Here is a 25666-nt window from a genome sequence, read left to right as displayed (position 1 = left end):
GTGTTGAAGTTGAATGACTAGGAGGTACGAGGTACAAAATACGAAGTACGAAGTACAAAATACGAGGTACGAAGTACGAGGTACAAAATACGAAGTACGAAGTTTGAAATATATACAAACCCAATGATGAAAGTTGTTGGGTTTTTTGTTACATTATGTTTCCACAAATGCCTAATCCAATAACTAAATAAAGTGCTGCTAAAATAAATAAAACTTTAGCAGTTATAGGATTATTTTTTCTAACAGCAAACCCAATTATTGTGAGTATAATTGGAGGGGCTAACATAATTAAAAATAGTAGGACTACCAGTCCGTCTAAATTCCCAACTTCTAATGCTATCATAATTTAATTATTATTTCTAAGTGCTTCTAATCGTTCTTTTTTATCATCTCTATAAAAGAGGTTCATGGTTTCAAACGGAATTATTTTGTTATCCTTATCGACAATGTGTACACATGACTTTTTTATGGCTCTAACATCAAAATTATAAGCGTCAATAAATTGCATAATTATAATTCGGAATAAATTATCATATCCTAAATTTGGAGCATCTATATTAGGCAAACAACATAAAATAGATTTTAAATTTTCTTCGGCAACTTCTACCGAGTTTCCAGTACTAAACAATTCAATCATTTTACCTTTTAGCACCTCATCTTGTTCGTAAATAATAGTGTTTTTACTATTATCTAATAAATCATTTGGATTTATATATCGAGTTAAAGGAAATACCTCATCGCCTAATTTTAGTGCATAACCCATCACTAAAGCATCTGGATTACAAGGCACCGGCAACAAATCATCTGAATTAAAAATTGATGTTTGTTCCAAAATTTTTCTTCTTACTTCGGTAAGAGTCATTCTATCGGTTTCTGGATTAAAATTCTCTAATCTGCCTGCAATTTGGGTAGGCTGAAACGTAACCCCTCTCACACATTTTTGCTTTAAAGCAAAATCAATTATTTTTCCAATTTCATTATCATTTAAGCCTTTTTGAAGTGTAACCACTAAAGTTGTAGAAAGATTAATCTCGTTCAAATTTTCTAAAGCCTGTTTTCTAATTTCATTCAAATCGGCTCCTCGTAATTCTTGTAAAACTGTATTTTCAAAAGAATCAAATTGCAAATACACTTCAAAATCTGGCGCATAACTTTTTAATTGTTTCACAAATTCCTTGTCTTTGGCAATTTTAATTCCATTGGTGTTTAACATTAAATGTTTAATTGGAAGCGATTTTGCATAATCTAAAATTTCAAAAAACTGCGGGTGAATTGTTGGTTCTCCACCACTAATCTGCACCACATCGGGTTCTTTTTCATTTAAAACAATGGTGTCTAACATTGCTTTAACCTCTTCCAAAGTTCTATGTCTTCCATAAGTTGGCGATGAACCAGCATAACAAGTAGGACAAGTTAGATTGCACCTATCCGTAATCTCAATAACTGTCAAACAAGAATGTTGTTCGTGATCTGGACATAAACCACAATCGTAAGGACAGCCATAATGCGTTTGGGTATTGAATTTATAAGGCATTTCGGAAGGCTTATTGTAATTCCGAATGTTTTTATAATATGGAATATCATCGGCAATTAAAACTTTAGACTTGCCGTGTTCTGGACATCTTTTCAGCATAAAAACCTTATCGTTTTCAAAAACAATTTTGGCATCAATCCTTTTTAAGCATTCCGGACAAAGGCTCAATGTATAGTCGTAATTTGTATAATTTCTAACGGGCATTTTTAACTAAATTTAAAATTGTTCTGTGATAATAAAGTAGGCAAATTAAGCATAAAATTTGAATTGAACTTAATCCAAAAACAAAGAAAATATTTGGTTTGATGAATTCTATAAAAAACCGAAAAGCAAAATAGCAAATCATAAAATATTCAAAAAGCAAACCGTTTTTTAATCCTTTGTCTTTTAACCTCCATAGAAACAAAAATAAAACCAGCAAGAAAAGCAATTCATATAAAGCAATTGGATGTCTCATTAAATGATCCCCTAAATTCATTCCTAAAAAAGAGGTTGTTACATTACCATAAGTAAATTCATTTGTTCCTGATAGGAAACAACCAATTCTACCAATAAATATGCCTAAAATTATAGGAAAAGTAAACAGATCTCCCGAAGATTGTTTTTCCCGAATTATTTTTTTTGCCAACTCAACACCTAAAAGTCCACCAAATAATCCTCCCATAATTGTTTTGGTGTTTAGTTCTTTCAATAGAGTAACTAAATCAGATGGGACAATGGGATTTTCTAAAAAGCCAATAATTCTTGAACCTAAAAAAGCGCCGATTGCTGCTCCAAGAATTATAGAAAGCCGATTAGGTGTTCTAATAATATCGGTCTTTTTCTTCCGAAGATAAACATAGTATTTATATCCAATAAAAAAAGCCAAATACTCAAAAACCAGATGAATATTGATTTTAAATCCAAAAAGTATAGGTTCAAATGGAATTGTCATGTTTTATTATTTTAAAAAAATATTTTTGATTTTATTTAGAAATTATTTTCCATTAATCCCCTCCAACAACCTCATCATATCTTCTACTTTAAAAAGTTGTGTACCTTCATTCATAGTGGCAGCGGTGCCACAACAAACCCCCATTTGGATTACTTCTTTTAGGGTTTTGTTTTGGGATAATGCCCAAACCATGCCACCAACCATGCTATCACCTGCGCCAACGGTGCTTTTCTTTTCTGCTTTGGGTGCGGCTACAAATTCGGTGGTGTCTTTGGTAACTAAAATAGCGCCTTCTGCCCCAAGGGAAACGACTATTATTTCGGCACTTCCTTTTTCAATTAAGGTCTTGGCGGCTTTTTCAACATCGGGTAATTCCAAACGCTCCACCCCAATTAGTTTTGCTAATTCTCCGATATTTGGTTTTACTAAATAAACTCCGGTTTCTAAAACTTTTTGTAAGGCTTCTCCCGAAGTGTCCACAATAACCTTTATTCCAGCTGCTTTTGCTATTTCGGCAATTTTAGAATAGAAATTAATCGGCAAACCTTCATTCAAACTTCCGCTAATTACTAAATAATCGGTTTGAAATTCTTTTACACTAGTGAATAAAGTTTCTATTTCTGATTCTGATAATTCGTTGCCAGGAAATCCAAATCGGTATTGGGATTTGGTTGTGTTATCCAAAGCGATGAAATTTTCGCGAGTCCAACTTTTAGTCTTTAGTGCTTGACTTTCTATGCCGGCTTCCTGAATAAATTCTTCTAGCATTTCGCCAGAAGAACCTCCAGACGTAAACACACATAGAGAACTTCCTCCCAATTTAGAGATGGCTTTCGAAACGTTTATCCCACCGCCCCCAGCATCGTATCTTGGTTTTTCGCAACGCATTTTTTGTTCGGCAATTAACCCTGAGAAATGGGTGGATTTATCCAAAGATGGATTTATAGTTAAGGTTATTATTTGGTGCTTTTTCATTGGATAGCTTTTATATTTGCTTTATAAAGATATTAAAAAAGGGGAAACTTTCGCTTCCCCTTTGGGTATTAAATTTTTCTTCTGTTATCGTCCGAATTGGTGTCGATAAGTTTATTGTAGGGGTCAACGCCTACTTCAATTGGTTTTTCAGTAACAATTAAAGTGACTTTGTTGTTGATTTTGTTGATTTTTAATTTCTTTAAATACAGTTCTTTATCCGACTTTTTGCCTTTAAGTGTTTGCTCACTAAAGATGCCAACTTCAACATAATCTAGTAAAGGATAGGACGCTACTTTATTCTTTTCTCCTTTTTCAGTGAAAGTCAACGTTTTTCCTTTTGGATCTTTAAAGATTCGTTTTCCAGTAGCATCCGCTTTGTATTTGGACACTTGAAATTGAATGTCGACTTGGTAGCGGCCATTGGGCAATTTTTTTGACGTTACATTACTAATTCTGTTATCGTATAAAGTAATGGTTTCAAACATGTCATTAATTACATATTTAAGGGAGTCGGGAGTGGCTTTTTTCAACTCTTCAACCAACTCGATGGAATTGGTATAGGGCGCTTCTTGGTAGGCTACTTTTTTAATGTATTCTTTCAAGGCGTTGTTCATGTTTTTTTCTCCAATAAAATCGCTCAAGGCATATAATACTAACGAACCTTTGTTGTAATGAATGTATTGTTGGTTTTCGTTATACATTAATGGTTGTTCTTTTTTGCCTTCAAAAGTTCGTCCTTGAAGGTATTTATCCAAGGCGTCTTTTAAGAATTTTCGCATCTTAGATTTACCGTAGGTATGTTCTAAAACTTTTAAGGAACTGTATTCCGAAAGACTTTCTGAAAGTAATGTGGCTCCTTGAACATTGGCGCCAATAACTTGATGGGCCCACCATTGGTGCGCTACTTCGTGAGCGGTAACTGCAAAAGGATAATCTACTGCGTTTTGATCATCATCATCTACGGCTGCAATAAAACCAATGGCTTCTGAAAACGGAATGGTATTGGCAAATGATTGTGCAAATCCGCCACCGGTTTTAGGAAACTCAATTACACGAACTTGCTTGTGCTGGTAGGGACTAAAATTGGAAGTATAATAAGCCAACGCTTTTTTAACCCCAGAAATCATTCTACCCACATTATATTCGTGCCCTTTATGGTAATAAATTTCGATAGCTACACTATTCCATTTGTCTTTTTTAACTTCATATTTACCCGAATTAAAGGCATAGAAATTCAGCATTTTTCTATCCATTTTATAATGAAAATAGTTTCTGCTGTTTTCTTTCCATTGCTTGGTCAAGTACCCAGGAGCAATTGCAATTTGATCGTCGGATGTGCTGACGGTAGTTTCAAATGTTATCCAATCGGCATCATTGCTTATATAGGTGTTTCTTCTGGCAATACTGTCCGTAGGTTTTGCCATTCGATCCTTAGGCTTTAGACCATATTTAATTCGCACCTCATCGTCTTCCAACTCACTAGAAGAAGAGTATCCAATAGAAGGAAACATACTGTTATTGATGAAGGTTCCGTTGTAAATAACTGGCGAATTATCATTAAAAAAATTAGTAGCTTTGTTCTTTACCACAAAACGCATTGCAATAGAATCTCCAGGTTTTAGGGGTTGCTCCAATCTATAGATATCAAAATTATAAACGGTATCTTTAGATACTAATTTAGTTTTTACCTTAAAAGTTACGTCTGTATTTTCGCCATGATTGATGAAAATAGAATCGATTTGTCCCTTGCTTTTGTTTTTAAGAATATACGTTCCTTTAGCAACAAAATTTCTTTCTTTTGGAAACAAATCCATATCAATTTTTACATCGGTAATTCGGGGTTGGATTTTATTTTCATACTTTTTATAGTTCTTTTCCCATTGTACCGACTCGAGTTCCGCTTCTTTAGCTGATTTATTTTCATTTGCAATATTATTTTGATAATAGATCGTACTACCAATTGCTAGAAAAGTAACCATCGAAAGCAGCATCGGAATTGCCACTAATTTGTTGCATCGAGCAGCAGCATCTTTCATGCGGTGTTTTACAGATTGACCCAATCCGCGTGTCCAAAATAAAAATGCCAAGGTGATGAAGACCAATCCGAGTGCCAGCCAATACAATTTATACAAATAATACATTTGTAATCCGTGACCATAGCCATTCATATCAGAATATTCAAAACCAGGATCGCTATTGAATTCATAAATTTGCTGTTCAACTCCCATTAATGGAAGAAAACTAAATCCGATGGAAAGCAATAATAAAACGAAAAAGCCAAGCATGTAATTTTTGAAAAGAGTTTGAATCAAAAATGCTAGACACGCCCAAATCACAAAATGAACCAATTTAATAGCATACAATTCAAAAAGATAATGGCCGATTTCAAAATCGAAATACCCTTTATAGATTTGAAATAAAATTCCTGAAATAATTATAACGGATAACAATACGATTTGCATTTTTACAATCGCCAAAAATTTGGATAAAAGCAATACCCAGTTTGGTATTGGGGTGACATCTATTAAATGATTCATTCTAGAAGTTACACCACGATGGATCAATATACCAGAAAATAAAAAGGTTAAAATATTGATAAACAAGCCAAAAGTACTCCCCGGAATTTCTAGCATTTGCCAGGTTACCGGATAGGTTTCTGTTCCGAAAATGGCACCGGCAGACAAGGCGGTTATCAAAATAAATAACATTCCTACAATAACAATGCTAATGAAAACCCAGTTTTTTACTATGAATTTAAAATCGATGTTAGATAAGCTCCAAGCGGTTTTTAAATTTTGTTTCGTTGAAAAATCAAATCCAACTTCAGGAAGATTGATTTTGGTAATCCCTCCAAAATTATTTTTGGTGATTCGTTCTTCATTTTTACTTTTTCCAAAAGATAAAGCGGTTTGTGAAAATGAAAAATAGCGGAACATTATTCCTAATATTAAAACGGAGATGCCCAACCATATAAGACGATTGTATAAAACAACTCCTGTAAAAGGTAACAGATTTTCGTTTTTTTCATATACTGTCCAATATTGTGTGTAATAACTCAAGGCATCCGACCCGAAAGGTTCAAAAAGTGCTACTATATAACGATTATCGGTATCTTGAGTGAAGCTACTAATCATACTTTGAAGAAATAAAAGCAAAATAACAGTTATAAATCCAACCGAAATATTTCTGGTGATGGTAACCACTGAAAAAACAATAACCCCATAGAAAAACAAATTTGGAATTATGAAAATTAAATAACTTTGAACATAAGCCATAATTCGTTGCGGCCCTAATAAATCGGGATTCACAAAAGGCAAAAAAGAAGCTAAAAAAGCACCTAATCCAACAAATAAAGTAATGATTATTACAATGGTTAAAGAACTTAAAAACTTACTCATCAAGTAATCCCATTTGGAAAACGGATAGGAAAACAAGATGGAATGCATGTTGTATTTAAAATCTCTATACACTGACGCTCCTACTATGGATGGCAATAAAAAATAGATAAATACCGATAAACCATTGAGCAGTCCGTTTAGTGCAATGGGTGAATTTGCCACTGCATTAGAAGAAGTTGTAGTTGTAAAACTATCAAAAATCCCAAGGCTACTTCCCATCATTAACATAGAAAGTCCAAAGAAAATTACTATGTATATATAAAAAGTTGGATTTTTGAGCCATCTTTTTAATTCAAATAAAAATATCGTTGAAAACATATTATTGATCGTTTTTTAATGCAACAAAATAAACATCTTCAAGCTGTGGCTGCGCTAAAACAAAACTCTCGTTGGGCTGTTCTTTACTAAAAACTCTTATATTCAACGTATTGTCTTGATTATAATTAGAAGAAATTACGTTGAACTCTTTTTCGTTTTGGTCCAATAAATCTCTATCGATAATTTTAGTCCAAATTTGTCCAAGAAGCGCTTCTGTTGCAGCTTTTGGAGTGCCTTGATTTAAAATTTTACCTCCGTTTAAGATGGCCATTTCGTTACACAATTCTTTCACATCGTCTACAATGTGCGTTGAAAAAATAACGGTATGATTCGTGCCTATTTCTCTTAAAACGTTTAAAAAACGATGTCTTTCTGCCGGATCTAATCCTGCAGTTGGTTCATCAACAATAATTAATTTTGGATTGTTTAAAAGCAATTGAGCGATGCCAAAACGCTGTTTCATTCCGCCAGAATATCCACTAACGTTTTTCATTCTAACATCATAAAGATTGGTTACTTCTAGCACTTGTTTTACAATTGCATTTCGATCTTTTTTGGACGAAATACCTTTTAACCTTGCAAAATAATCCAACAAATTTTCGGCAGACATATTAGGATAAACTCCAAATTCTTGAGGCAAATAACCCAACACTTTTCTCAAATCCATTTGGTTTTCAAGAACATTAATTCCGTCAAATTCAATGGAACCCGAATCTGGCTTTTGTAAAGTAGCAATAGTTCGCATTAAACTAGATTTTCCTGCACCATTTGGGCCAAGAAGTCCGAACATTCCAGAACCAATTTCAAGGTTTAAATTATCTAATGCTTTTACGCCATTACCATAAGTTTTGCTTAGGTTATTAATTTTTAGCTTCATAATTTATTTTGATTTAATTATATCTGTTTGTAAGTTATTTTATTATTTGTTACAAAATATTTTCTAAAAGTAATAAAAGAAATTCTATTCAATTAAAAATATAAGATAAAAAAATCGCGTCTTGGTGTCTTTGTGGCAAACAAAAATCCTTCGTACCTTTACCACATGATAGAAGAAAAAAATCCGCAACGTACTTCGCTTTCTCAATTGGGCGAATTTGGTTTAATTGAACATTTAACCAAAAATTTCACCATTCAACAACCTTCCACTATAAAAGGAATTGGCGATGATGCTGCTGTTTTAGACTTCAAGGATAAAAAAGTGGTGGTTTCCACTGATTTATTAATTGAAGGCGTCCATTTTGATTTGGCTTACATGCCCCTAAAACATTTAGGATACAAGGCTGTGGTGGTTAATGTATCGGATATCTGCGCTATGAATGCGAAAGCAACACACATTACCGTTTCGGTTGCAGTTTCTAATCGTTTCCCTTTGGAAGCCTTAGACGAACTCTTTGAAGGAATTACCTATGCGGCTAACGAATATAAAGTAGATGTTATTGGTGGCGACACTACTTCCTCTCAAAAAGGATTGATTATTTCTATTACCGCTATTGGGGAAGCAGAAGAGGATGAAATTGTATATCGAAGTGGCGCACAACAAACCGATTTATTGGTAGTTACTGGCGATATTGGCGCTGCCTATATGGGACTCAAAGTTTTGGAACGGGAGAAACAAGTGTTTCAAGTGAACCCAAATTCGCAACCCGATTTGGATGCTTATACCTATTTAATTGAACGCCAATTAAAACCCGAAGCCCGTAAAGACATTCGGACTTTATTGCATGCTTTGGAAATAAAACCAACAGCAATGATTGATATTTCGGATGGTTTATCTTCCGAAATTATACACCTTTGCAAGCAATCGAAAGTAGGTTGTAATTTATACGAAGATAAATTGCCCTTAGACCCACAATTAATCAATGTGTGTGAGGAATTTAATGTAGATAGTACGACGATGGCTATAAACGGTGGGGAAGATTATGAATTGTTGTTTACAATAGGAATGGGAGATTTTGAAAAAATAAAAGGAAATCCTAATTTCACTATTATTGGGCACATGACACAAGAAAGTGAAGGCATTCATCTAATTACTCGTGCCGATACTAAAATCCCTTTAAAAGCGAGAGGCTGGGATGCTTTAAATGAGTAACAATTCATTTAATGACATTGTTAAATATACTAAACGATAGAAAATATTCGTTATATTTGAGATACTAAAACCATAAAACTATGAGAAAATTACTTTTTATTTTGCCTCTTCTTATCGCATTTGTTTGCCAAAGTCAAGAAAAAAAGACAAAGGATTTTGACAGTAAAAAGCACGAAATAAAGTTTGGTGGTATAAAAATGTTGGCGGGACCAATTTTTGAAGGAACATACGAATATATCTATTCCAAAGACTTTACTTTTGGTAGTTCCCTACTCATGAATTTGCAAAGCGACAACAGCTACACAGAAGATTTTTCAATAACACCATTTGCTCGATTTTATTTCCAAGAAACTCAGGAATATGGCGCAAAAGGTTTTTTTGTAGAAGGTTTTGCAAAGTATGTAAGTGGTAAGAATGACATTTATTATTCAGGCTTTTACGGATATAAACCTGAAAAATTTACTGCTGGTGCTTTAGGGATTTCGTTGGGAAAAAAATGGGTAAATGGTTCGGGGTTTGTTCTAGAATTATTAGCTGGAGCTGGAAGAACTTTAGGAAACTCTAAAGTGGCACCCGATGCTTTTTTTAGAGGTGACATCAATATTGGTTACCGATTTTAAAAGATTTTTATAAGGATAGAACTATTGTTTTCTTTTAGAATACATTCTATACACCACAATCCCTACAACACCGACTAAAACATAGGGGATAATCATAAGATAAACGATTCCATCGTTTACAGCTTCGGCTTTGGCAGTATTGCCTTCACTTTCTAAAGAAGCACGGCACATAGCGCATTGAGACTGAGTGTTAAGAGAATAGAATATAGAGAATAGAATAAAGACTCGTTTACTTACTAGGAAGAACAATCTATTTTCTATTTTCTCTATTCTATTTTCTATTCTCTCTTTTCTATTCTCTAAATTTATTTTAAACATAATAGGGAGCAATCATAAGGTAAACGATAACTCCTGTTACGGCAACATAAAGCCAAAGCGGAAATGTAATTCTTGCTAATTTCTTATGCCTGTCAAAATCACCCGATAAAGCGCGAACATAAGTAAACAATACTAACGGAATAATTGTAACCGACAATGCTATGTGTGTAATCAATAGGAAGAAGTAAACATATTTTATAGCGCCTTCACCACCAAATTTTGTGGCTTCAGTAGTCATGTGATAAGCAACATACATCAATAAAAAAACCAAAGAGCAGGCAATTGCTGAGGTCATTAATTTATTGTGTAAAACACGATTTCCATTCTTGATTGCAAGTACTCCTAAAATCAATAATAATGCGGTAATTCCATTTATAGCAGCATAAATTGGAGGCAAGAACGTGAGCGGCTCTACATTTATTCCGAAATCTTTTAATCGGATGCTAAAAAGTAATACCACAGCAAGGGGAATTACAACGGAAACAATAATAATTGGGGTTTTAAATTTTTTTTCTACAGTAGTATTTTTCATGATTATTCTTTTAATAGTAATTTAATGTCTTCTTTTATTGCGGTAACTCCTGGTTGTTCCAATCCGTCGTAATATAAAATTGGGTTTCCCTGTTTGTCTTTTCTACAACGGATGTTTCCATTTTTATCGATAAGAGCAAAAAGTCCCGAATGTTCAAAATTTCCTAAGGCTTTATTGTTTTCTCCAACATAAAGATTGAATCCTTTGTTGGCTAAATTAAAAATATAATCTTTATCTCCAGTAAGAAAATGCCAATTTTGTGCGGTTATGCCAAGTTTTGCAGCATGTGCTTTCAAGACTTCGGGAGTATCGTTATCCGGATTGATAGTAACCGAAGCAATGCCAAAGTTTTTCTCGGCAGAAAATGCTTTCTCTATTTCTATCATATTCTTATTCATAATTGGGCAAATAGACGGGCAGGTGGAAAAGAAAAACTCCATTACATATACTTTCCCTGCATAATCTTTATTAGATATTTTAGCCATATTTTGATCGGTCAATTCAAATTTTGGCGCTGGACCTATTGTCACTAAAGCATCTTCTTTTACTATTTCATTGGAAAGACTCATACGGTCGTTTTGTACTACCGATCCGTTTTTTATTCTATTTATAATTTTAGGAATAAAAATAATTCCAAAAATCAGAATGATAAAGGAAATTCCTATGTAGGATTTATTTTTCATATAAATTATATTTCTTTGGTTGCATTATGATTTTTCTTTAAAGCCAACCGGTATTCTGCAAGAATTATTTTAACATCGTCTGTCATTTCATTGTAAAGTTCCGAAACGAATTTGGTATTATACCCTTCTTTGTATTCGGGTTTACCTTTTTTATCTTGTCCTTTTCTACCGCGTAGGTTTCTTTTTTTATCGATAATAAAAACATTGGGAGTTGCTAAGGTAGTATCGAGTTTCCCTACTAAATTCAATTTTTTATAGAAACTATTTATTTCTCCGGGTGAAGCAAAAACAAAGTTCCATCCAGCTTGCGTGCCCAAGGTTACTAAAACTTTTTGCAATTCTTTAACTTGGTCTTGCGTGCCATCGGGTACAATCATCACCATTTGAAAATCCTTAAAGTTTTTATTTCTATCGAATATTTTTTCGTATAAATTAAAAATATTGCCTTTGTGTTTTAAAACATCCTGTCCCATAAATCCAAGGATGGTTATGTTGCCAGTTAACGCCACTGGTTTATTATCTAATGTTTTCCAGGAACTTATTTCGGGAATGTTTTTAGTAATAGTAGGAAGTTTGGCAAAACTGTTCACTCCAGATGCAAAAAATAGATACGCAACTATAGGAAGGATAAACAAGACAAAGAGAACTAAATTCTTTTTCATTAAAATTATAAATTAGGTTGGTACAAAAATAAAAAAAAGGTACGCAATGCGTACCTTTTTTTTGAATTAATATAATGTTAAAAATTCCATTTAATAGTAGAATTTTTAAAAACCCCATAAATATAATGCCCTTCAGTTAAAAGAATGAAAACTAAATATATAATCAAGAAAATTACAGTCCAAACTACAGCTCTTCTTAAGGCTGGAGTTTCACCTTCCATGTGCATGAAAGCCCAAACAATGTAATATGCTTTAAAAATTGTTAAGATAATGAATATCCAATTCAATAGGTTCATTCCTAAGAAATTGTTTAAATGTAAAGCTTCAGGCTTGATAATCCCTAGAATAACTTCAACAATTGTTACTGCTGAAAGAAGGAAAAATACATTCCAAATTCTTTTTGTATTAGAAACGTGCTCGTGTGACATAATGTATATTTTCTAAAATATTAAACTAAATAGAAGAATGTGAAAACAAAAACCCAAACTAAATCGACAAAGTGCCAGTAAAGTCCAACTTTTTCTACCATTTCATACGTTCTTCTTTTTTCATAAGTCCCTAAAAGAACGTTGAAAAAAATGATAATGTTGATAATTACTCCTGAGAATACGTGGAATCCGTGAAAACCAGTAATAAAGAAAAAGAAATCAGCAAATAATTTACTCCCGTATTCATTGTGTTGTAAATTAGCACCTTCAACAACTAGATGTGCATCAGCTAATCTTTTTTCAGATTCTGCTCTAGTTAATACTGTTTTATGTTTAACTTCATTTAATTGATTGTACAATTTAGGATTTTCTTTTTCCTGTTTTGAACCTTCAAAAATTACTTCTGTTCTTATTAATAATTCAGGGTGAGCTTTGAAACCCTCCATAACTTCATTTACAGAATAGGTTGGTAAAGAACCTTCTTCCATAAACCATTTTCCTTTGCCTCTAGTAAGTTGTTCTCTTTCCTCTGGCAAAACTACTGCAAAATCAGCAATAGCTACACGATTTCCTTTAATATCTAAAAACTGAAGAATACTTCCTCCTTTAGTTTCTACAGCACCATATTCTCCTTTAATAAAGTTTTTCCATTCCCAGGCTTGTGATCCTACGAAAATCAAACCTCCAATAATGGTTAAAAACATATAAAATGCTACTTTTCCTTTATTCATATGGTGTCCAGCATCAACGGCTAAAACCATTGTTACAGAAGAACCAATTAAAATAAAAGTCATTAATGCCACATAATACATTGGCATTGAAACGCCATGTGCAAATGGAAAGTGTGTAAACACTTCATCTGCTAAAGGCCATGTTTCAATAAATTTAAATCTAGAAAAACCGTAAGCTGCCAAAAATCCTGAAAAGGTCAATGCATCTGAAACGATGAAAAACCACATCATTAATTTTCCGTAACTTGCTCCTAATGGCTCATTTCCGCCATCCCAAGTTTTTCCTACAGTATTTGCAGTTGTAACTGTCGATCCCATAAAAAGTTGTTGTTAAAAAGTTTCCAAATTTACGTTTTTTTCTTATTTAAAGAAATATAAAAACAAAAATAAATAAATCCACAAGAAATCCAGAAAGTGCCAATACATTGCACCTAGCTCAATACCAAGAAATTGGGACGAATTGTACTTTTGTTTAAAATGATTATAAATTATAATTAGCAGTGAAATTATACCTCCAGACAAGTGAGCTAGGTGCACATAGACCAAAACATACAAGAAAGATATGGTAATGGAACCTGCTCCTCCAACAGGATACAGATGGTTTTCGAACAATTGTGAAAATCCTTGAAATTGAAAGTACACAAAGGTCAATCCTAAGGCTAAAGTAGTCCACAATAAATAGGTTGTCGCTTTTCTGTTGTCTTTTTGAATTGCTTTTTTAGCCAAATGCATTGTAATGCTGCAAAGGATTATTACAGCTAAACTAAAGAAAAAAGGAGTTGGCAATTGAAAATCTTTCATCCAATCGGGTCTTGACTTACTTACCACCAAAGCACTGGTTAATCCAGCAAACATCATGGTCATGCTTATCATTGCAAAAATCAACAAGAGTTTATAAGATCTTGCAGAACGTAACTTATGTTCTTCTGTTGTCATCATAACTATCTTAAAAATTTATCGGTTATATATATTATTTGTAATAGTGTAATATAAGAAACACTTACTAACATTAGTGTTCTTGCTGCTTTGGGAGTTCGCGTTTGGTATAATTTTACGGCATACAATAACATCCATAATCCTATAATTAATACTACTATTGCCGATACCAGACTAATATGCAACTGTCCTGTGTAACCTAGATAGGGTAAAAGGGAGGCCAAAATTAGCCAAAGTGTATATAAAATTATTTGAGTAGCAGTTTTGGTGTCTTTTTTTCCAGTTGGAAGCATGAAAAAACCTGCTTTTTCATAATCTTCAAATAAAAACCAACCTATTGCCCAAAAATGAGGAAACTGCCAAAAAAATTGAATTAAAAATAAGGTTCCAGCTTCAATACCAAAATGATCAGTAGCAGCAACCCACCCTAACATAAAAGGTATTGCTCCAGGGAAAGCTCCTACAAAAACCGAAAGTGGAGTTATCGTTTTTAATGGGGTATAAACGCTAGTGTATAAAAATATCGATATGGCTCCGAACATTGCTGTTTTCGGATTAATTAAATAGAGAAGTATCAAGCCAATAATAGTAAGAATACTAGCAACAAATAGTGCCATATTAGGAGACATTCTTCCAGAAGGAACGGGACGATTTTTAGTCCTATCCATTAAGGCATCTAGGTCTTTCTCAATTACTTGGTTAAAAGCATTGGAAGCACCAACCATACAATAGCCTCCAATAGCCAGCATTGCTAAAGTTAGCCAACTAAAAGGATGATCAGAATCAAAACCTAAAAGATACCCAGCAATAGAAGAAAAAACAACGCTAATTGCTAATCCTGCTTTTGTGATTTGTTTAAAATCGTGGTAGATTTTTAAAGGCGAAAAAGTAGATTGAAGTGTTTCCAAAAGGGTTTTATAATTAAAACTGCTGCAAAAGTAGTTCATCAAAAAGGATTTGACAAAAAACATTTCATAAATAGCAGTAATTATAGATGAAAAACATAAGAAATCGCAATATTAGGTTGTTTAATTATAAAACTTAAGAATAGCATTTCAATTTATTTCTTTTAAGAAGAATATTTAGCCCTTCATTTTTAAATAAAAATAAGTTTTATCCATTAAATAATAAAAATATTTAAATCTCAATTTTCCAATTTTTACGTACATTTTTATGCACATAGTTATAGAACGTTAGATTATTTTTGCGCATGATTTTAATAATTTAGTTCTTGTTTTTTCTTTTTAAATGATTTTTTTAATTTATTACAACTGGCAGTACTGCTATTATAGTAAAAATTAAGACACTAAATTTAAAATTGCTTATTTACCCCAAAACATAAAAGCTTCCATTTATGCGACAACCTACTTTAACCAATGCTTCAGGAGTAGCAATTACTGGCATGCCTACCCCTACAACAGCAAATTTAACCAATTCTTACACGGGTAGTAGAACCATAATCGTTGCTTCTGTTTCATCAAGTTTAGCCTATAATTTAGCTATTGGGACATCTCAAACTATAAATTATTCGTTAAGTGGTGCCCAAACATCTTCGGGCGTTCACTCTCTAAGCTGGGCTTACGGAAATTTAAGGTGTTCTAAAACAAAAAATATTAGACTAGGCGAGGCAACTTTTACAAATGCACTTAATAATGTGTATGTTTTTTCGGTTAATGACACCTCTATTCCAATAAATAATCAAGGAACTTTGGCAACAGGATCGAGAGTAGCGGTTGCTTACACCAGAGGATTAGGTTCCTATCTTGCCTATAAAAGCCCAGATGAAGCCATGCCATCCGCCTATTGCGAAGATGGTGCCAGCAATTGGACTTTAGGATACAGTTATTCCGAAGGCACTTTTTCTACAATAGAAAATCTTACAATTACATTAATTAACAAAAAAACAGAAGTAATATCTGCTTGGCCGGCCAAGCATGTATCCAATATTACAACCATCAATATTAACTGCGTTTCTCTGCCTTGGATTGTAAATAGCAATACCTATAGCAATACTGTTGGATTGGATAAAGGAGGAGAAACCATACGGGGAACTGTTGCAATTGCTGATAAAGCAAGCGGTATTGCCTACGATGCAGGAACAGTTAGTCAGTTAATCCCTGTAACCTTATCTGAATACAATCAAATTTTAAGTACGGTTTCTGGAGCAGTTAATAAAGGAATAAAAAAAAATACGGCTATAAGTGCTTTAGACTATTCAACATCAATAGGTGGTGCAAACTCAGCACAATGGACGAATTTAAATCTTAATTCCTATATCTGTGTGGTGACTACTGGAACCTATACCAATGTAGCTGGTGCTAATACTATTATTAAAGTCGCTCCTACATCTGCCGTTATTCCAGTTTGCATAACAGATCTTACAGCAAATGTTAGTTGGGTAGCAAATACGCCAAGATATTTTGCAGTAAAAAGACCAACCACAAACTATGGGAACAATATTTATTTAGGAAAATTTTTTACTGGAAATATCGGTGGTATTGGTGCGGGGAAATCTAGTGGAACGGGTTATTTAGGAGCAGAAACAAATTGTGGCACAGCTAGTCCAAGCCGAGTTCACTATGATGACGCTTTGCAAGTAATTAGCTCCACAGTAAAATCGTGTTAAATTAAGATATATAAACTCTTAGGATTCCAATATTTTAATAAGATTTATTTTTAAACAAAATGGGGAATATTCCAAAATAAACAATTATCAACTTTTAAAATAATAATCACATGAGAAAATTATCACCAAAAAGAATTATTCTTTTATTCATAATTGGATTTTTCGCAATTAGTGGAAATTTATACTCTCAGTCTTCAAGTCTTGGTAACACCTTTATTTTTAATAATGGGGAATTCGCCATAGTAGACATTCAACATAGTTTTTTAAACGGAGGTTCGGGCATACAGCCTGGCATTGTAGGAACAGACCGCACGACTACTTCAGGATTTATGAGTTTTTTAGGAACCGCAAGTTGGACAGGAGTATCGGACGCAGCATTTGTAGATGGTTACGTTAAAACCTATGAAACAACCGCTTTTACTTTTCCTATTGGAGATAATGGCAAATACAGACCTGCAGCTGTTTCTGCGGCTACTTTAGCTAATCCAGCTAACGCTGCTTATTATGGCGTAAGCGGAACATTGGCAATTACTTCAAGACTTCCAGGTGGTAATGAACCTGTTTTGCCAGCAAGTGGTCCGTTTAATACTTCGCTGACAGGTACCAGCGTTGGATCAGTAGATAATGTAGAATATTGGGATATTAATGGAGCCACATCGGCAAAAATCACCTTAACTTGGGACAACAACAGTAATATAGCCTCATTAAGTTCTTTAACAATTGTAGGATGGAATGGCGCGCAATGGGTAGCCATACCTTCTACAGTGGATACCACTTCCTTATTAGGGAGCTCTAGTAGTTTAAGCGCGGGTTCGATAACCACTAATTCCGTTTTAGTTCCCAATACTTATGAGGTATATACTTTAGGTACCATTTGCAATGCAGGTACTAATGCTCCTATTTTGAGCAGTACTAGCATTAGTAATGCATGTCCTACGACAACAGTAAATTTAAATTCATTAGTTACAAGTAGTACTCCTTCTGGAGCTTCATTGATTTGGTTTACTAATAACACCCATACAGGGGTAGCTTATACAACTCCAGACTTAGCAACCGAAGGCACGTATTATGCCTTTTATCATGATGCAATTAATACCTGTTATTCACCTGCTACAGCTGCTGTTTCGGTTGTTAAAGTATGTTGTGCTGGAGATATACCACCAACAGTTGGCGTTATTACTAATTTAAATGGAGTGGCTGTTACAAATTCAGGGATACTTTATAAAAATTCCATAACTTCCAATGGAGTGACTTCTGTATTTTCTTATAGTGGAGGAAATGGTGGTAATCATAACGGACAAGTAGTTACTTCTACTGGTATTACCGGACTTACCGCTACCTTATCTGCAGGAACTTTGGCAGCTGGCACAGGTACATTAATCTACACTATTACAGGAATCCCTTCTGCAAGTGGCACCGCTACCTTTGCAATAAACATAGGTGGACAAAGCTACAATTTAACGAGAAACGTAACAGAGATTGTAACGACAAACCCAATAGGTACTGGAACTTTTTCTGGAAAAACGTGTTTTGATATTGCTTTGAGTAACGATAACACCAATTCTTGTGGTCCTTTATCTGTTAGATCCTCAACAAAAAGTGATTTTACACTAACAGCAACAAACACACAAACGTATACCTTTATTCCAAATGGAACGGTTAGTAATGTGCGTTTTGTATATATTAATACCAACGGAAGTCCAATAACGGCTATTTTAGGTGGAAATTCTGGAAATAATATTAGCACCGCCCAAAGTGCTGTAGTAAATTATAGCACAAGTTTAAATACTGCTGCTTCAGGACTTACTGCAACTAACGCATTAACTGCTGATGTATATGTGGTATACAACGATGGAGCTACCAATAATGGAACCGATGTTCAACTTAAACTAACGGCCAATATAAAAGATTGTAGTTGTTGTGGTGCTTTTGTGGCAGCAGGAGTATATAAAACATTCATGTGTCATAATTTAGGTGCAGACACCTCTTTGGATCCCAATGTACCTGTTCAAGGAATTCACGGAAATTACTACCAATGGGGGCGTAATACTATTATTGCCAATGCATCTACATCAGCTTCGGCATTACCTGGTTGGAACGCAACGGCTGCTGGAGAGGGTTCCTGGTCTGATACCGTGAAAACAGCTAACGACCCATGTCCTGTTGGATATAGGATACCTACTCTAACGCAATGGGAAGGTGTTATTAACAATAATACCTCGACACGAATTGGTTCCTGGTTAAATATGGGATCCAATTTTTCTTCAGCATTATGTTTTGGACCTAATACTAGCACTACAACATTAACACTGCCCGCTGCTGGAGAACGAAGTGTTTCCAATGGAACTCTTAGTATGAGAGGTTCAAGGGCTTTTTATTGGAGTTCAACCTACTTTAATATTACTTATGGTTCCTTTTGTATTTATGGTGGAGGATCAGATATGCCTATTCACTCTTCAAACTATCCATCGATATCGGGTCAGAGTTTGCGTTGTATTTCTCAATAATAAAAATAATAAAATAATAAAAAATGAAAACAAATAAACTATTTTTACTACTTCCGCTACTTTTTTGTAGTTTGTCTTTTAGTCAAGTTGGTATAGGCACAACGAGTCCAAATTCAAACGCTATTTTGGATTTAACCGCAAGCAACAAAGCCCTTTTATTGACAAGGGTGGCTAGCACTGCCGCTATTACAGCACCTGTAAACGGAATGATGATTTATGACCTTTCTTCAAACTGTATTAAAGGCTATGCAAATGGAGCTTGGACAGATTGTTTAATAGGGGGATCTAGCAGTGGTGGTGGATCTTCTTCATCTACTGGTCCACTTAATCTTATTGGCTCTGGAAGTTTTGGTGGTAAAACCTGTTTTGATATTGCTTTGGGTAATAACAACACCAATTCTTGTGGTTCCTTATCTGGTAGAACAGCTAAAAAAGCCGACTTTACTTTAGCTGCAACCAACACCCAAAGTTATACTTTTACACCAAGTGGTACGGTAAGTAATGTGCGTTTTTCTTTTGTAAATACCAATGGCACCCCTATTAGTTCCTTAACGGGTGGGAATACAGGTAACAATATTACGGCCAATGTAGTAGCTACCGTAAACTTTAGCAATACCCTAAATACAACTGCAGCAGGCTTGACCAATGTTAATGCACTTAGAGGAGATATTTACGTTATTTACAATGACGGAGCCACCAACAACGGTACTGACAGACAGCTAAAAGTATCGGTAAGCATAAAAGATTGTGCTTGTTGTGGGGCATATATTTCGGCCACACAATGGAAAGAATTTATGTGCCATAACTTAGGGGCTGATACTTCACTAGATCCCAATGTTCCAGTTCAAGCCATAAACGGCGACTACTACCAATGGGGTAGAATTTCTCCAGTGGCTACTGCCTATTCGTCACCTGCCGCTATTTCTGGCTATGGTGCTATAGCATGGGCTCCTATTGGCGCATGGAATGATTTTATAAGAACTCCTTATGACCCTTGCCCAGCTGGGTACCGAGTAGTATCTCGGGATGAGTGGTGGGGTATGTACTTGAACAATACTGCGAGTTTTACCGGAGCAACATGGACCTTTAGTACTACAAATTTTAGCAATGCAGTTCATTTAGGTCCAAATAGCAGCACTAAAACACTAACTTTTCCAGCTAATGGTCGTCGTGAACTCAGTAATGGGGCATTAGCACAACTTGGTGTGCAAGGTAATTACTGGACTTCTACTAGAGAAACATCACCTTGGGGGGATCTTGCTATTGCTGGTAGTGTTGGAAACTCTTGGGGGCTCTCGTATGGATATTCGCAACCTGCAATCGGCATGGCTGTGCGTTGTATCAAGGAATAAAAAAACTCGTGTAATTTATCTACACAAAGAATTTTATATAAAATTTAAATCAATAAAGAAATAAAAATATGAAAGCAAATAAAATACTACTACTTCTCATGTTACTTTTTTGTAGTTTGTCTTTCAGTCAAGTCGGCATTGGCACGATAAGCCCTAGTAGCAGTGCAATCTTAGATTTAACCGCCAGCAACAAAGCGCTTTTATTGACAAGAGTGGCAAGCACTGCTGCTATTACAGCTCCTATAAACGGAATGATGATTTATGATATTTCTTCTAATTGTTTCAAGGCTTATTCTAATGGGGCTTGGACCGAATGTTTGTTGGGTGTAACAACGGTTTCTATTGCAACTTTAGATTGTACAAGAGCAACAAATAATGGTACCCTAACCCAAGCAATCGCTGCAAGTGGTGTAAGTTCAGTGATTAGCTATATAGGAGGAAACGGCTTATCGCATACAGGTCAAATAGTTGCCTCAACTGGAGTTACAGGTTTAACCGCAACACTATCAGCCGGAACTTTTGCTATTGGCGCAGGAACCCTAACATACAACATTACAGGAACACCAGTAGGGAGTGGAACAGCAAGTTTTGCATTAAACATTGGCGGACAAAGCTGTAATTTGACTAGAAGCGTAGCCGCAATAGCAACAACGTACCCAACAGGTACGGGAACCTTTTCTGGAAAAACGTGTTTTGATATTGCATTAGGCAATGACAACACCAACTCATGCGGACCACTAACAGCAAGAACGCCCACAAAAAGTGATTTTACACTTACAGCAACCAATACACAAACTTATATTTTTAGACCAATTGGTACTGTGAGCAACGTACGTTTTGTGTATATCAATAGCAACGGTACACCTATAACCGCTATTTCTGGAAACAATACTGGAAACAATATTAGTACACCAGTAAATGCAACTGTAACTTACAGTTCAGGTTTAAATACGGCTGCTTCAGGTCTTACCAATTCCAACGCCTTAAAAGCTGATATTTATGTAATTTACAACGATGGTGCTACAGGTGGTGGCACTGATAGACAACTGAAACTAACAGCTTCTATAAAAGATTGTGCTTGTTGTATCGTAAAAGTTTCAGCTACAGAGTACAAAGAATTTTTGTGTTACAACCTTGGGGCTGACACTAGTTTAGACCCTCACGTACCTGTAGTAGGCTTACAAGGAGCCTACATACAATGGGGAAGAAGAGGACCTAACACTACGGGAGACTCTCGTGTAGATTGGCAAACAGCCGTTAACACAAGCAACTTTGCTGCTGCACCTACAGCAAGTAATGCGAATGAAGGAGCAGTAATTGGTTGGATTACAACACCTGCTGCAGACAACTCATGGCGTACCGCTGGTGGTGCCAAAACTGCCAACGACCCATGCCCAAGTGGCTACCGAGTGCCAACCTCTGCAGAGTGGACTGGTGTAAACGCCAACAACACCGCAAGTCGTTCAGGGGCTTGGACAAGTTCAACTACATATTATAATTCTGCCTTGCATTACGGTCCTGACGCTAGCACCAAGCTACTAACTTTGCCTGCTGCTGGCGCCCGCAACTTCTTCGATGGCCCGCTCAGCAACCGTGGCGACCACGGCCGCTACTGGAGTAGTACAGAGAATGGCACTATCGCTTTCAACCTATTCTTCACTAGCAGCAACGTAAGCCCGGCCACCAGCAACAATCGTACAAACGGCTTTTCGCTCCGTTGTATTGCAGAATAAAGAAGACTAATTCTTGTGTGGCTTACTATTTCAAAATGATTTTTTATAAAATAGATCTAAAAAAATTTAAAGGAATGGGTTTTAATTTTAAAAAAAGGGAGTTCATTAATAAGAGGTATTATAATTTTTAAAATGGCAAAAATAAATTTTTATCTTGTTTTATTTATACTAATAAGTGGGTTAAGTGCAAAAGCGCAAACCATTCATTTAGAGTTTCCTTATTTTAAAGGTCAAACCTATGAATTTAAAATATTTCAGGGCGATAAACAAATTACACTTAAAGCAGACACCATTCCTAAAGGAGGATTAGTAGCACTACGAATTCCAAAAGAATATGAAGGGTATCAAGGGATGGCACAATGGTATTTAACCAATAGTAAAACTGGAGGAGGTCTGGATTTAATAATTAATAACGAAAATTTCTCGGTTTCATGTTTGGACTCAGTTCCTTCAAGTGAAAGTATTATTTATAATGGAACCAAAGAAAGTGTTTTTGACAAAGCCAATTATGTAAAACAACAAAAATTGTTTGAAAAACACGATGCAATGCTCGCTTCTTTGCGTGCCTATCCTAAAGAGGATGTTTTATATCCAATTTTTGATAAGGAATACAATAAAATAAAAGCAGATTATGCCAATTACATCATAAATCTTGAAGCAGCACCCTTTTATGCAGCCAAGTTTAGACAAATTGTCAATTTAACTATGGGAATTGGAACCATCATTTCGACAGATGAAAAAGAAAAAGCGACCAATATTAATGATTTTATTGTAAATAAATTAGACTTTGCTGCTCTTTATACCTCCAATCATTGGGGTGGTATTATTAATAATTGGGTACAAATGCATCTTATGGTTATAAAAAATAATGCCTTATTAATACAAGACTGCAAAACCCTTTTACATCGAATGCCTAACAATAAAATCTACACCGATTTTGTGGTTAGTTTAACGAAAGACTTAACCAAAGTTGGGAAAGACAATATAATTGCAGAATTAACTCCTGATATAAAAAAGTCCAATCGTTTAATGAATTATGATGGTGTGTTGACTATTTACCAGCAAGACCTTAGCGGCAAAGCTCCAGACCTAAATATAACAACTCACATAGGAAATAAAGAAGATCACAACCATAGTACTACAGTAATTAAAACTGCTGAATTAAATTCAAAATATACGTTATTGGTTTTCTATAAATCGGGTTGTGGGCCCTGCGAAGAAACAATGCAAGGATTAACGGGAAATTATAAAGATTTAGTTGCCAAAGGAATCAGAATTATTTCCCTTGCTGCCGATACGGATGAGCAGGTCTTTTCAAACACATCATTTTCTCTACCTTGGGTAGATAAATATTGTGATTTGGAAGGCATGAACGGAATTAATTTTAAAAACTATGCCATTATTGGCACACCAACCATGTATATTTTAGACCATAAAGGTTATATCCTTTCTAAAATGGCAACAATTGCCGATTTATTGATTTGGTCAAAAACAAATTAATAGCAATTAATTTATATGAATTTTATTACCTTTTTTTTAATTAATCGCCATTGTTTTAAACGGCTAGAAATAGAATCTAAAAAATCAGATTCTGTTTTTGACTTTTTTAATACGATATATTAATGTAAATGAATACAAAAAATAAATATCCTAAATATAAATATTGATTAAAATATTTTGGTTTTCAATTGAATGCGTAATCACATAATATTATTTTGTTTGAATTTTAATAAATATAAAAATGAAAAAAGAATACACTAAACGAGTTATAGGATTTTTAATGATAGTGCTTTTGTTAGGCACAGGTAGTTTCCATGCTCATTCTGCAAGTTCATGTAATACTTTCATGCCTTATGCTGTTGAATTTTCCATTACAAATTTGGAATATTCTTTTGTAAATGAACATAGCAGAGCTTATTCTTCAATTTTAGACTGGGATATTAAGGCGGTTCATAGCCTGTATAATAACTCTCAAAAAAGTTATGTCGGAGGAATTTCTGAATCTTCTTCTAGAAAAAAAGTGTTATTATCTAAGGGATCTTCTTCTAAAGTAGCATCAAAGCCAATGATAAATGTTGATTCCAAAAATCTAGGATGGCATTCACTTATTTTAAATTCTGAATTACTTTTAAATGAACCTAAAGTATTTTCTAGGGATACGGATTCTAACGTAATAGCAGTTGACCCAATAATTGTTGAGGTTTCCAATACATGTCCTGCCTCTTCAGTTAATCTTATGAATTATGTTAATTCAACTCCACCTGAAGGCTCAGTACTTTCTTGGCATACAGCTACTCCTGCTACTTTAGAGAATAGAATTACTGATTCTCAGGCCATGGCCATTAGCGCAACTTCAGGTCCATTTTATCCAGCTTACTATGATGCTTCGGGAACAGGTTGTTTTAGCCCAACGGGGTCTCCAATTCATGTTACCATAACTATTTGTTGTACAATTACAACTCCAACACTAGCAAGCGAAATTTCCCAACCGACTTGTAGTGCTCCGACAAGTACTATAAATATTACACCTCAAACGGGGGTTGAATATAGCATTAATAATGGGTCTAGTTACCAATCTGACTCCACTTTTACCGGAGTAATACCAGGTACTTATGAATTAAAAATTAGAAGCACGACGGATGCAACTTGTGTCGCATCTGGAACAAGTCCAATAACTATAAATGCAGTTATAAACACTCAAAATACACCTACAGGAAACTCAACTCAAACCTTTAATGTCACTAATTCGGGTGATGCAACAATTGCTAGTTTTGTAGTTTCTCCATCAACAGCAGTTTGGTTTGCTTCATTAGAAGATGCTACAGCTGGTACGAATCCATTGTCTTCAACTTCGGTCATTACTAATAATTCTACTTATTATGCAGTTTCGGTTTCGGGAGTTTGTTTAAGTACTCCACTTGCTGTTTTGGCAAAAGTTATTTTAATTTCGGATACTGTACTTGCCCAAATTGGCAGTGAAGGAGATAGTCCAAACACAATTCCATCGGTCGTAACCGTAGCACAAATCAATACGATTTCACCAGCAATAACAGGAGCTATTTTGGCTAATGAATCGGCTTACCAAGCCTATATCGATGCTAATCCAGGATTATTCTCTGCACCAGCAACCGTAGCAGAAGTACAAGCAATGGTAGATGCTGTTAATGCATCTGCAAGTGTACTTGCCCAAATTGGCAGTGAAGGAGATAGTCCAAACACAATTCCATCGGTTGTAACCGTAGCACAAATCAATACGATTTCACCAGCAATAACAGGAGCTATTTTGGCTA

The 25666-nt window shown here is 34.9% G+C and carries 22 protein-coding genes; 8 read left to right on the top strand and 14 right to left on the bottom strand.

The genetic code is table 11. The features are described 5' to 3' along the window. Window positions 1-148: 148 nt before the first annotated feature. The 6 genes from ACIQ2J_RS13890 to ACIQ2J_RS13865 all read right to left on the bottom strand — a co-directional run bounded on the left by ACIQ2J_RS13890 (window position 149) and on the right by ACIQ2J_RS13865 (window position 8036). Complete coding sequence (locus ACIQ2J_RS13890) at window positions 149-343, bottom strand: hypothetical protein (RefSeq protein WP_396170914.1); 195 nt, start codon at window positions 341-343, stop codon at window positions 149-151. Between the two features lie 3 nt (window positions 344-346). Then, window positions 347-1738 (bottom strand): radical SAM protein, encoded by a 1392-nt coding sequence (locus ACIQ2J_RS13885; protein ID WP_396170912.1) that lies wholly within the window; start codon window positions 1736-1738, stop codon window positions 347-349. After that, window positions 1728-2468: a prolipoprotein diacylglyceryl transferase family protein gene (locus ACIQ2J_RS13880; RefSeq protein ID WP_396170910.1), complete on the bottom strand. Its 741-nt coding sequence runs from the start codon at window positions 2466-2468 to the stop codon at window positions 1728-1730. Before ACIQ2J_RS13880 ends, ACIQ2J_RS13885 begins: the two co-directional genes overlap by 11 nt. Window positions 2469-2510: 42 nt before the next feature. After that, window positions 2511-3443 carry a 1-phosphofructokinase family hexose kinase gene (locus tag ACIQ2J_RS13875; RefSeq protein ID WP_396170908.1) on the bottom strand — a complete coding sequence of 311 codons (933 nt, stop codon included), beginning with the start codon at window positions 3441-3443 and terminating at the stop codon, window positions 2511-2513. 68 nt (window positions 3444-3511) lie between these two features. Continuing rightward, window positions 3512-7159: a M1 family aminopeptidase gene (locus ACIQ2J_RS13870; protein ID WP_396170906.1), complete on the bottom strand. Its 3648-nt coding sequence runs from the start codon at window positions 7157-7159 to the stop codon at window positions 3512-3514. 1 nt (window position 7160) lies between these two features. Next, complete coding sequence (locus tag ACIQ2J_RS13865) at window positions 7161-8036, bottom strand: ABC transporter ATP-binding protein (protein WP_396170904.1); 876 nt, start codon at window positions 8034-8036, stop codon at window positions 7161-7163. Between the two features lie 165 nt (window positions 8037-8201). On the opposite strand from ACIQ2J_RS13865, the gene thiL reads away from it, so the two are divergent. Together thiL and ACIQ2J_RS13855 are read left to right on the top strand one after the other, a co-directional pair. After that, complete coding sequence (thiL, locus tag ACIQ2J_RS13860) at window positions 8202-9248, top strand: thiamine-phosphate kinase (RefSeq protein WP_396170902.1); 1047 nt, start codon at window positions 8202-8204, stop codon at window positions 9246-9248. A gap of 80 nt (window positions 9249-9328) precedes the next feature. Next, entirely contained in the window at window positions 9329-9868 is a 540-nt protein-coding gene (locus tag ACIQ2J_RS13855; protein ID WP_396170900.1) for a hypothetical protein, read from the top strand. Window positions 9869-9889: 21 nt separating this feature from the next. Here the strand turns inward: ACIQ2J_RS13855 and ACIQ2J_RS13850 are convergent, their stop codons facing one another. The 8 genes from ACIQ2J_RS13850 to cyoE all read right to left on the bottom strand — a co-directional run bounded on the left by ACIQ2J_RS13850 (window position 9890) and on the right by cyoE (window position 15105). After that, window positions 9890-10039 (bottom strand): hypothetical protein, encoded by a 150-nt coding sequence (locus ACIQ2J_RS13850; RefSeq protein WP_396170898.1) that lies wholly within the window; start codon window positions 10037-10039, stop codon window positions 9890-9892. A 139-nt stretch (window positions 10040-10178) separates the two neighbouring features. After that, the gene (locus ACIQ2J_RS13845) at window positions 10179-10718 is read right to left on the bottom strand and encodes a DUF420 domain-containing protein (RefSeq protein ID WP_396170896.1); all 540 of its coding nucleotides are present in this window, start codon (window positions 10716-10718) and stop codon (window positions 10179-10181) included. Between the two features lie 2 nt (window positions 10719-10720). Continuing rightward, window positions 10721-11401, bottom strand: a complete 681-nt coding sequence (locus ACIQ2J_RS13840) for an SCO family protein (protein ID WP_396170894.1) — start codon at window positions 11399-11401, stop codon at window positions 10721-10723. Window positions 11402-11406: 5 nt separating this feature from the next. Further along, entirely contained in the window at window positions 11407-12063 is a 657-nt protein-coding gene (locus ACIQ2J_RS13835) for a hypothetical protein (RefSeq protein WP_396170892.1), read from the bottom strand. Window positions 12064-12140: 77 nt separating this feature from the next. Then, a complete protein-coding gene (locus ACIQ2J_RS13830; RefSeq protein ID WP_396170889.1) occupies window positions 12141-12491 on the bottom strand; it encodes a cytochrome C oxidase subunit IV family protein in 351 nt (116 codons plus the stop codon). A 20-nt stretch (window positions 12492-12511) separates the two neighbouring features. Beyond that, on the bottom strand, window positions 12512-13540 hold the full coding sequence (locus ACIQ2J_RS13825) for a cytochrome c oxidase subunit 3 (RefSeq protein WP_396170886.1): 1029 nt from the start codon (window positions 13538-13540) through the stop codon (window positions 12512-12514). Window positions 13541-13582: 42 nt separating this feature from the next. Further along, on the bottom strand, window positions 13583-14161 hold the full coding sequence (locus ACIQ2J_RS13820) for a heme-copper oxidase subunit III (RefSeq protein ID WP_396170884.1): 579 nt from the start codon (window positions 14159-14161) through the stop codon (window positions 13583-13585). Between the two features lie 2 nt (window positions 14162-14163). Beyond that, the gene (gene cyoE / locus ACIQ2J_RS13815) at window positions 14164-15105 is read right to left on the bottom strand and encodes a heme o synthase (protein ID WP_396170882.1); all 942 of its coding nucleotides are present in this window, start codon (window positions 15103-15105) and stop codon (window positions 14164-14166) included. 407 nt (window positions 15106-15512) lie between these two features. Here cyoE and ACIQ2J_RS13810 point away from each other — a divergent pair, with 407 nt between their 5' ends. From ACIQ2J_RS13810 to ACIQ2J_RS13785, 6 genes are all read left to right on the top strand, one after another. Beyond that, window positions 15513-16784 carry a hypothetical protein gene (locus ACIQ2J_RS13810; protein ID WP_396170880.1) on the top strand — a complete coding sequence of 424 codons (1272 nt, stop codon included), beginning with the start codon at window positions 15513-15515 and terminating at the stop codon, window positions 16782-16784. A gap of 110 nt (window positions 16785-16894) precedes the next feature. Beyond that, the gene (locus tag ACIQ2J_RS13805) at window positions 16895-19291 is read left to right on the top strand and encodes a hypothetical protein (protein ID WP_396170878.1); all 2397 of its coding nucleotides are present in this window, start codon (window positions 16895-16897) and stop codon (window positions 19289-19291) included. Between the two features lie 23 nt (window positions 19292-19314). Beyond that, window positions 19315-20643, top strand: a complete 1329-nt coding sequence (locus ACIQ2J_RS13800) for a hypothetical protein (RefSeq protein WP_396170876.1) — start codon at window positions 19315-19317, stop codon at window positions 20641-20643. 68 nt (window positions 20644-20711) lie between these two features. After that, window positions 20712-22376 (top strand): hypothetical protein, encoded by a 1665-nt coding sequence (locus ACIQ2J_RS13795; protein ID WP_396170874.1) that lies wholly within the window; start codon window positions 20712-20714, stop codon window positions 22374-22376. A gap of 132 nt (window positions 22377-22508) precedes the next feature. Continuing rightward, entirely contained in the window at window positions 22509-23876 is a 1368-nt protein-coding gene (locus tag ACIQ2J_RS13790; protein WP_396170872.1) for a peroxiredoxin family protein, read from the top strand. A gap of 241 nt (window positions 23877-24117) precedes the next feature. Further along, on the top strand, window positions 24118-25666 hold a 1549-nt coding region (locus tag ACIQ2J_RS13785), incomplete at its 3' end, for a hypothetical protein (RefSeq protein ID WP_396170870.1).

Source organism: Flavobacterium sp., assembly GCF_044357305.1.
Taxonomy (GTDB): domain Bacteria; phylum Bacteroidota; class Bacteroidia; order Flavobacteriales; family Flavobacteriaceae; genus Flavobacterium.
The sequence above is the reverse complement of the archived record's forward strand: the minus strand, read 5'-3'. Positions and strand labels throughout refer to the sequence as shown.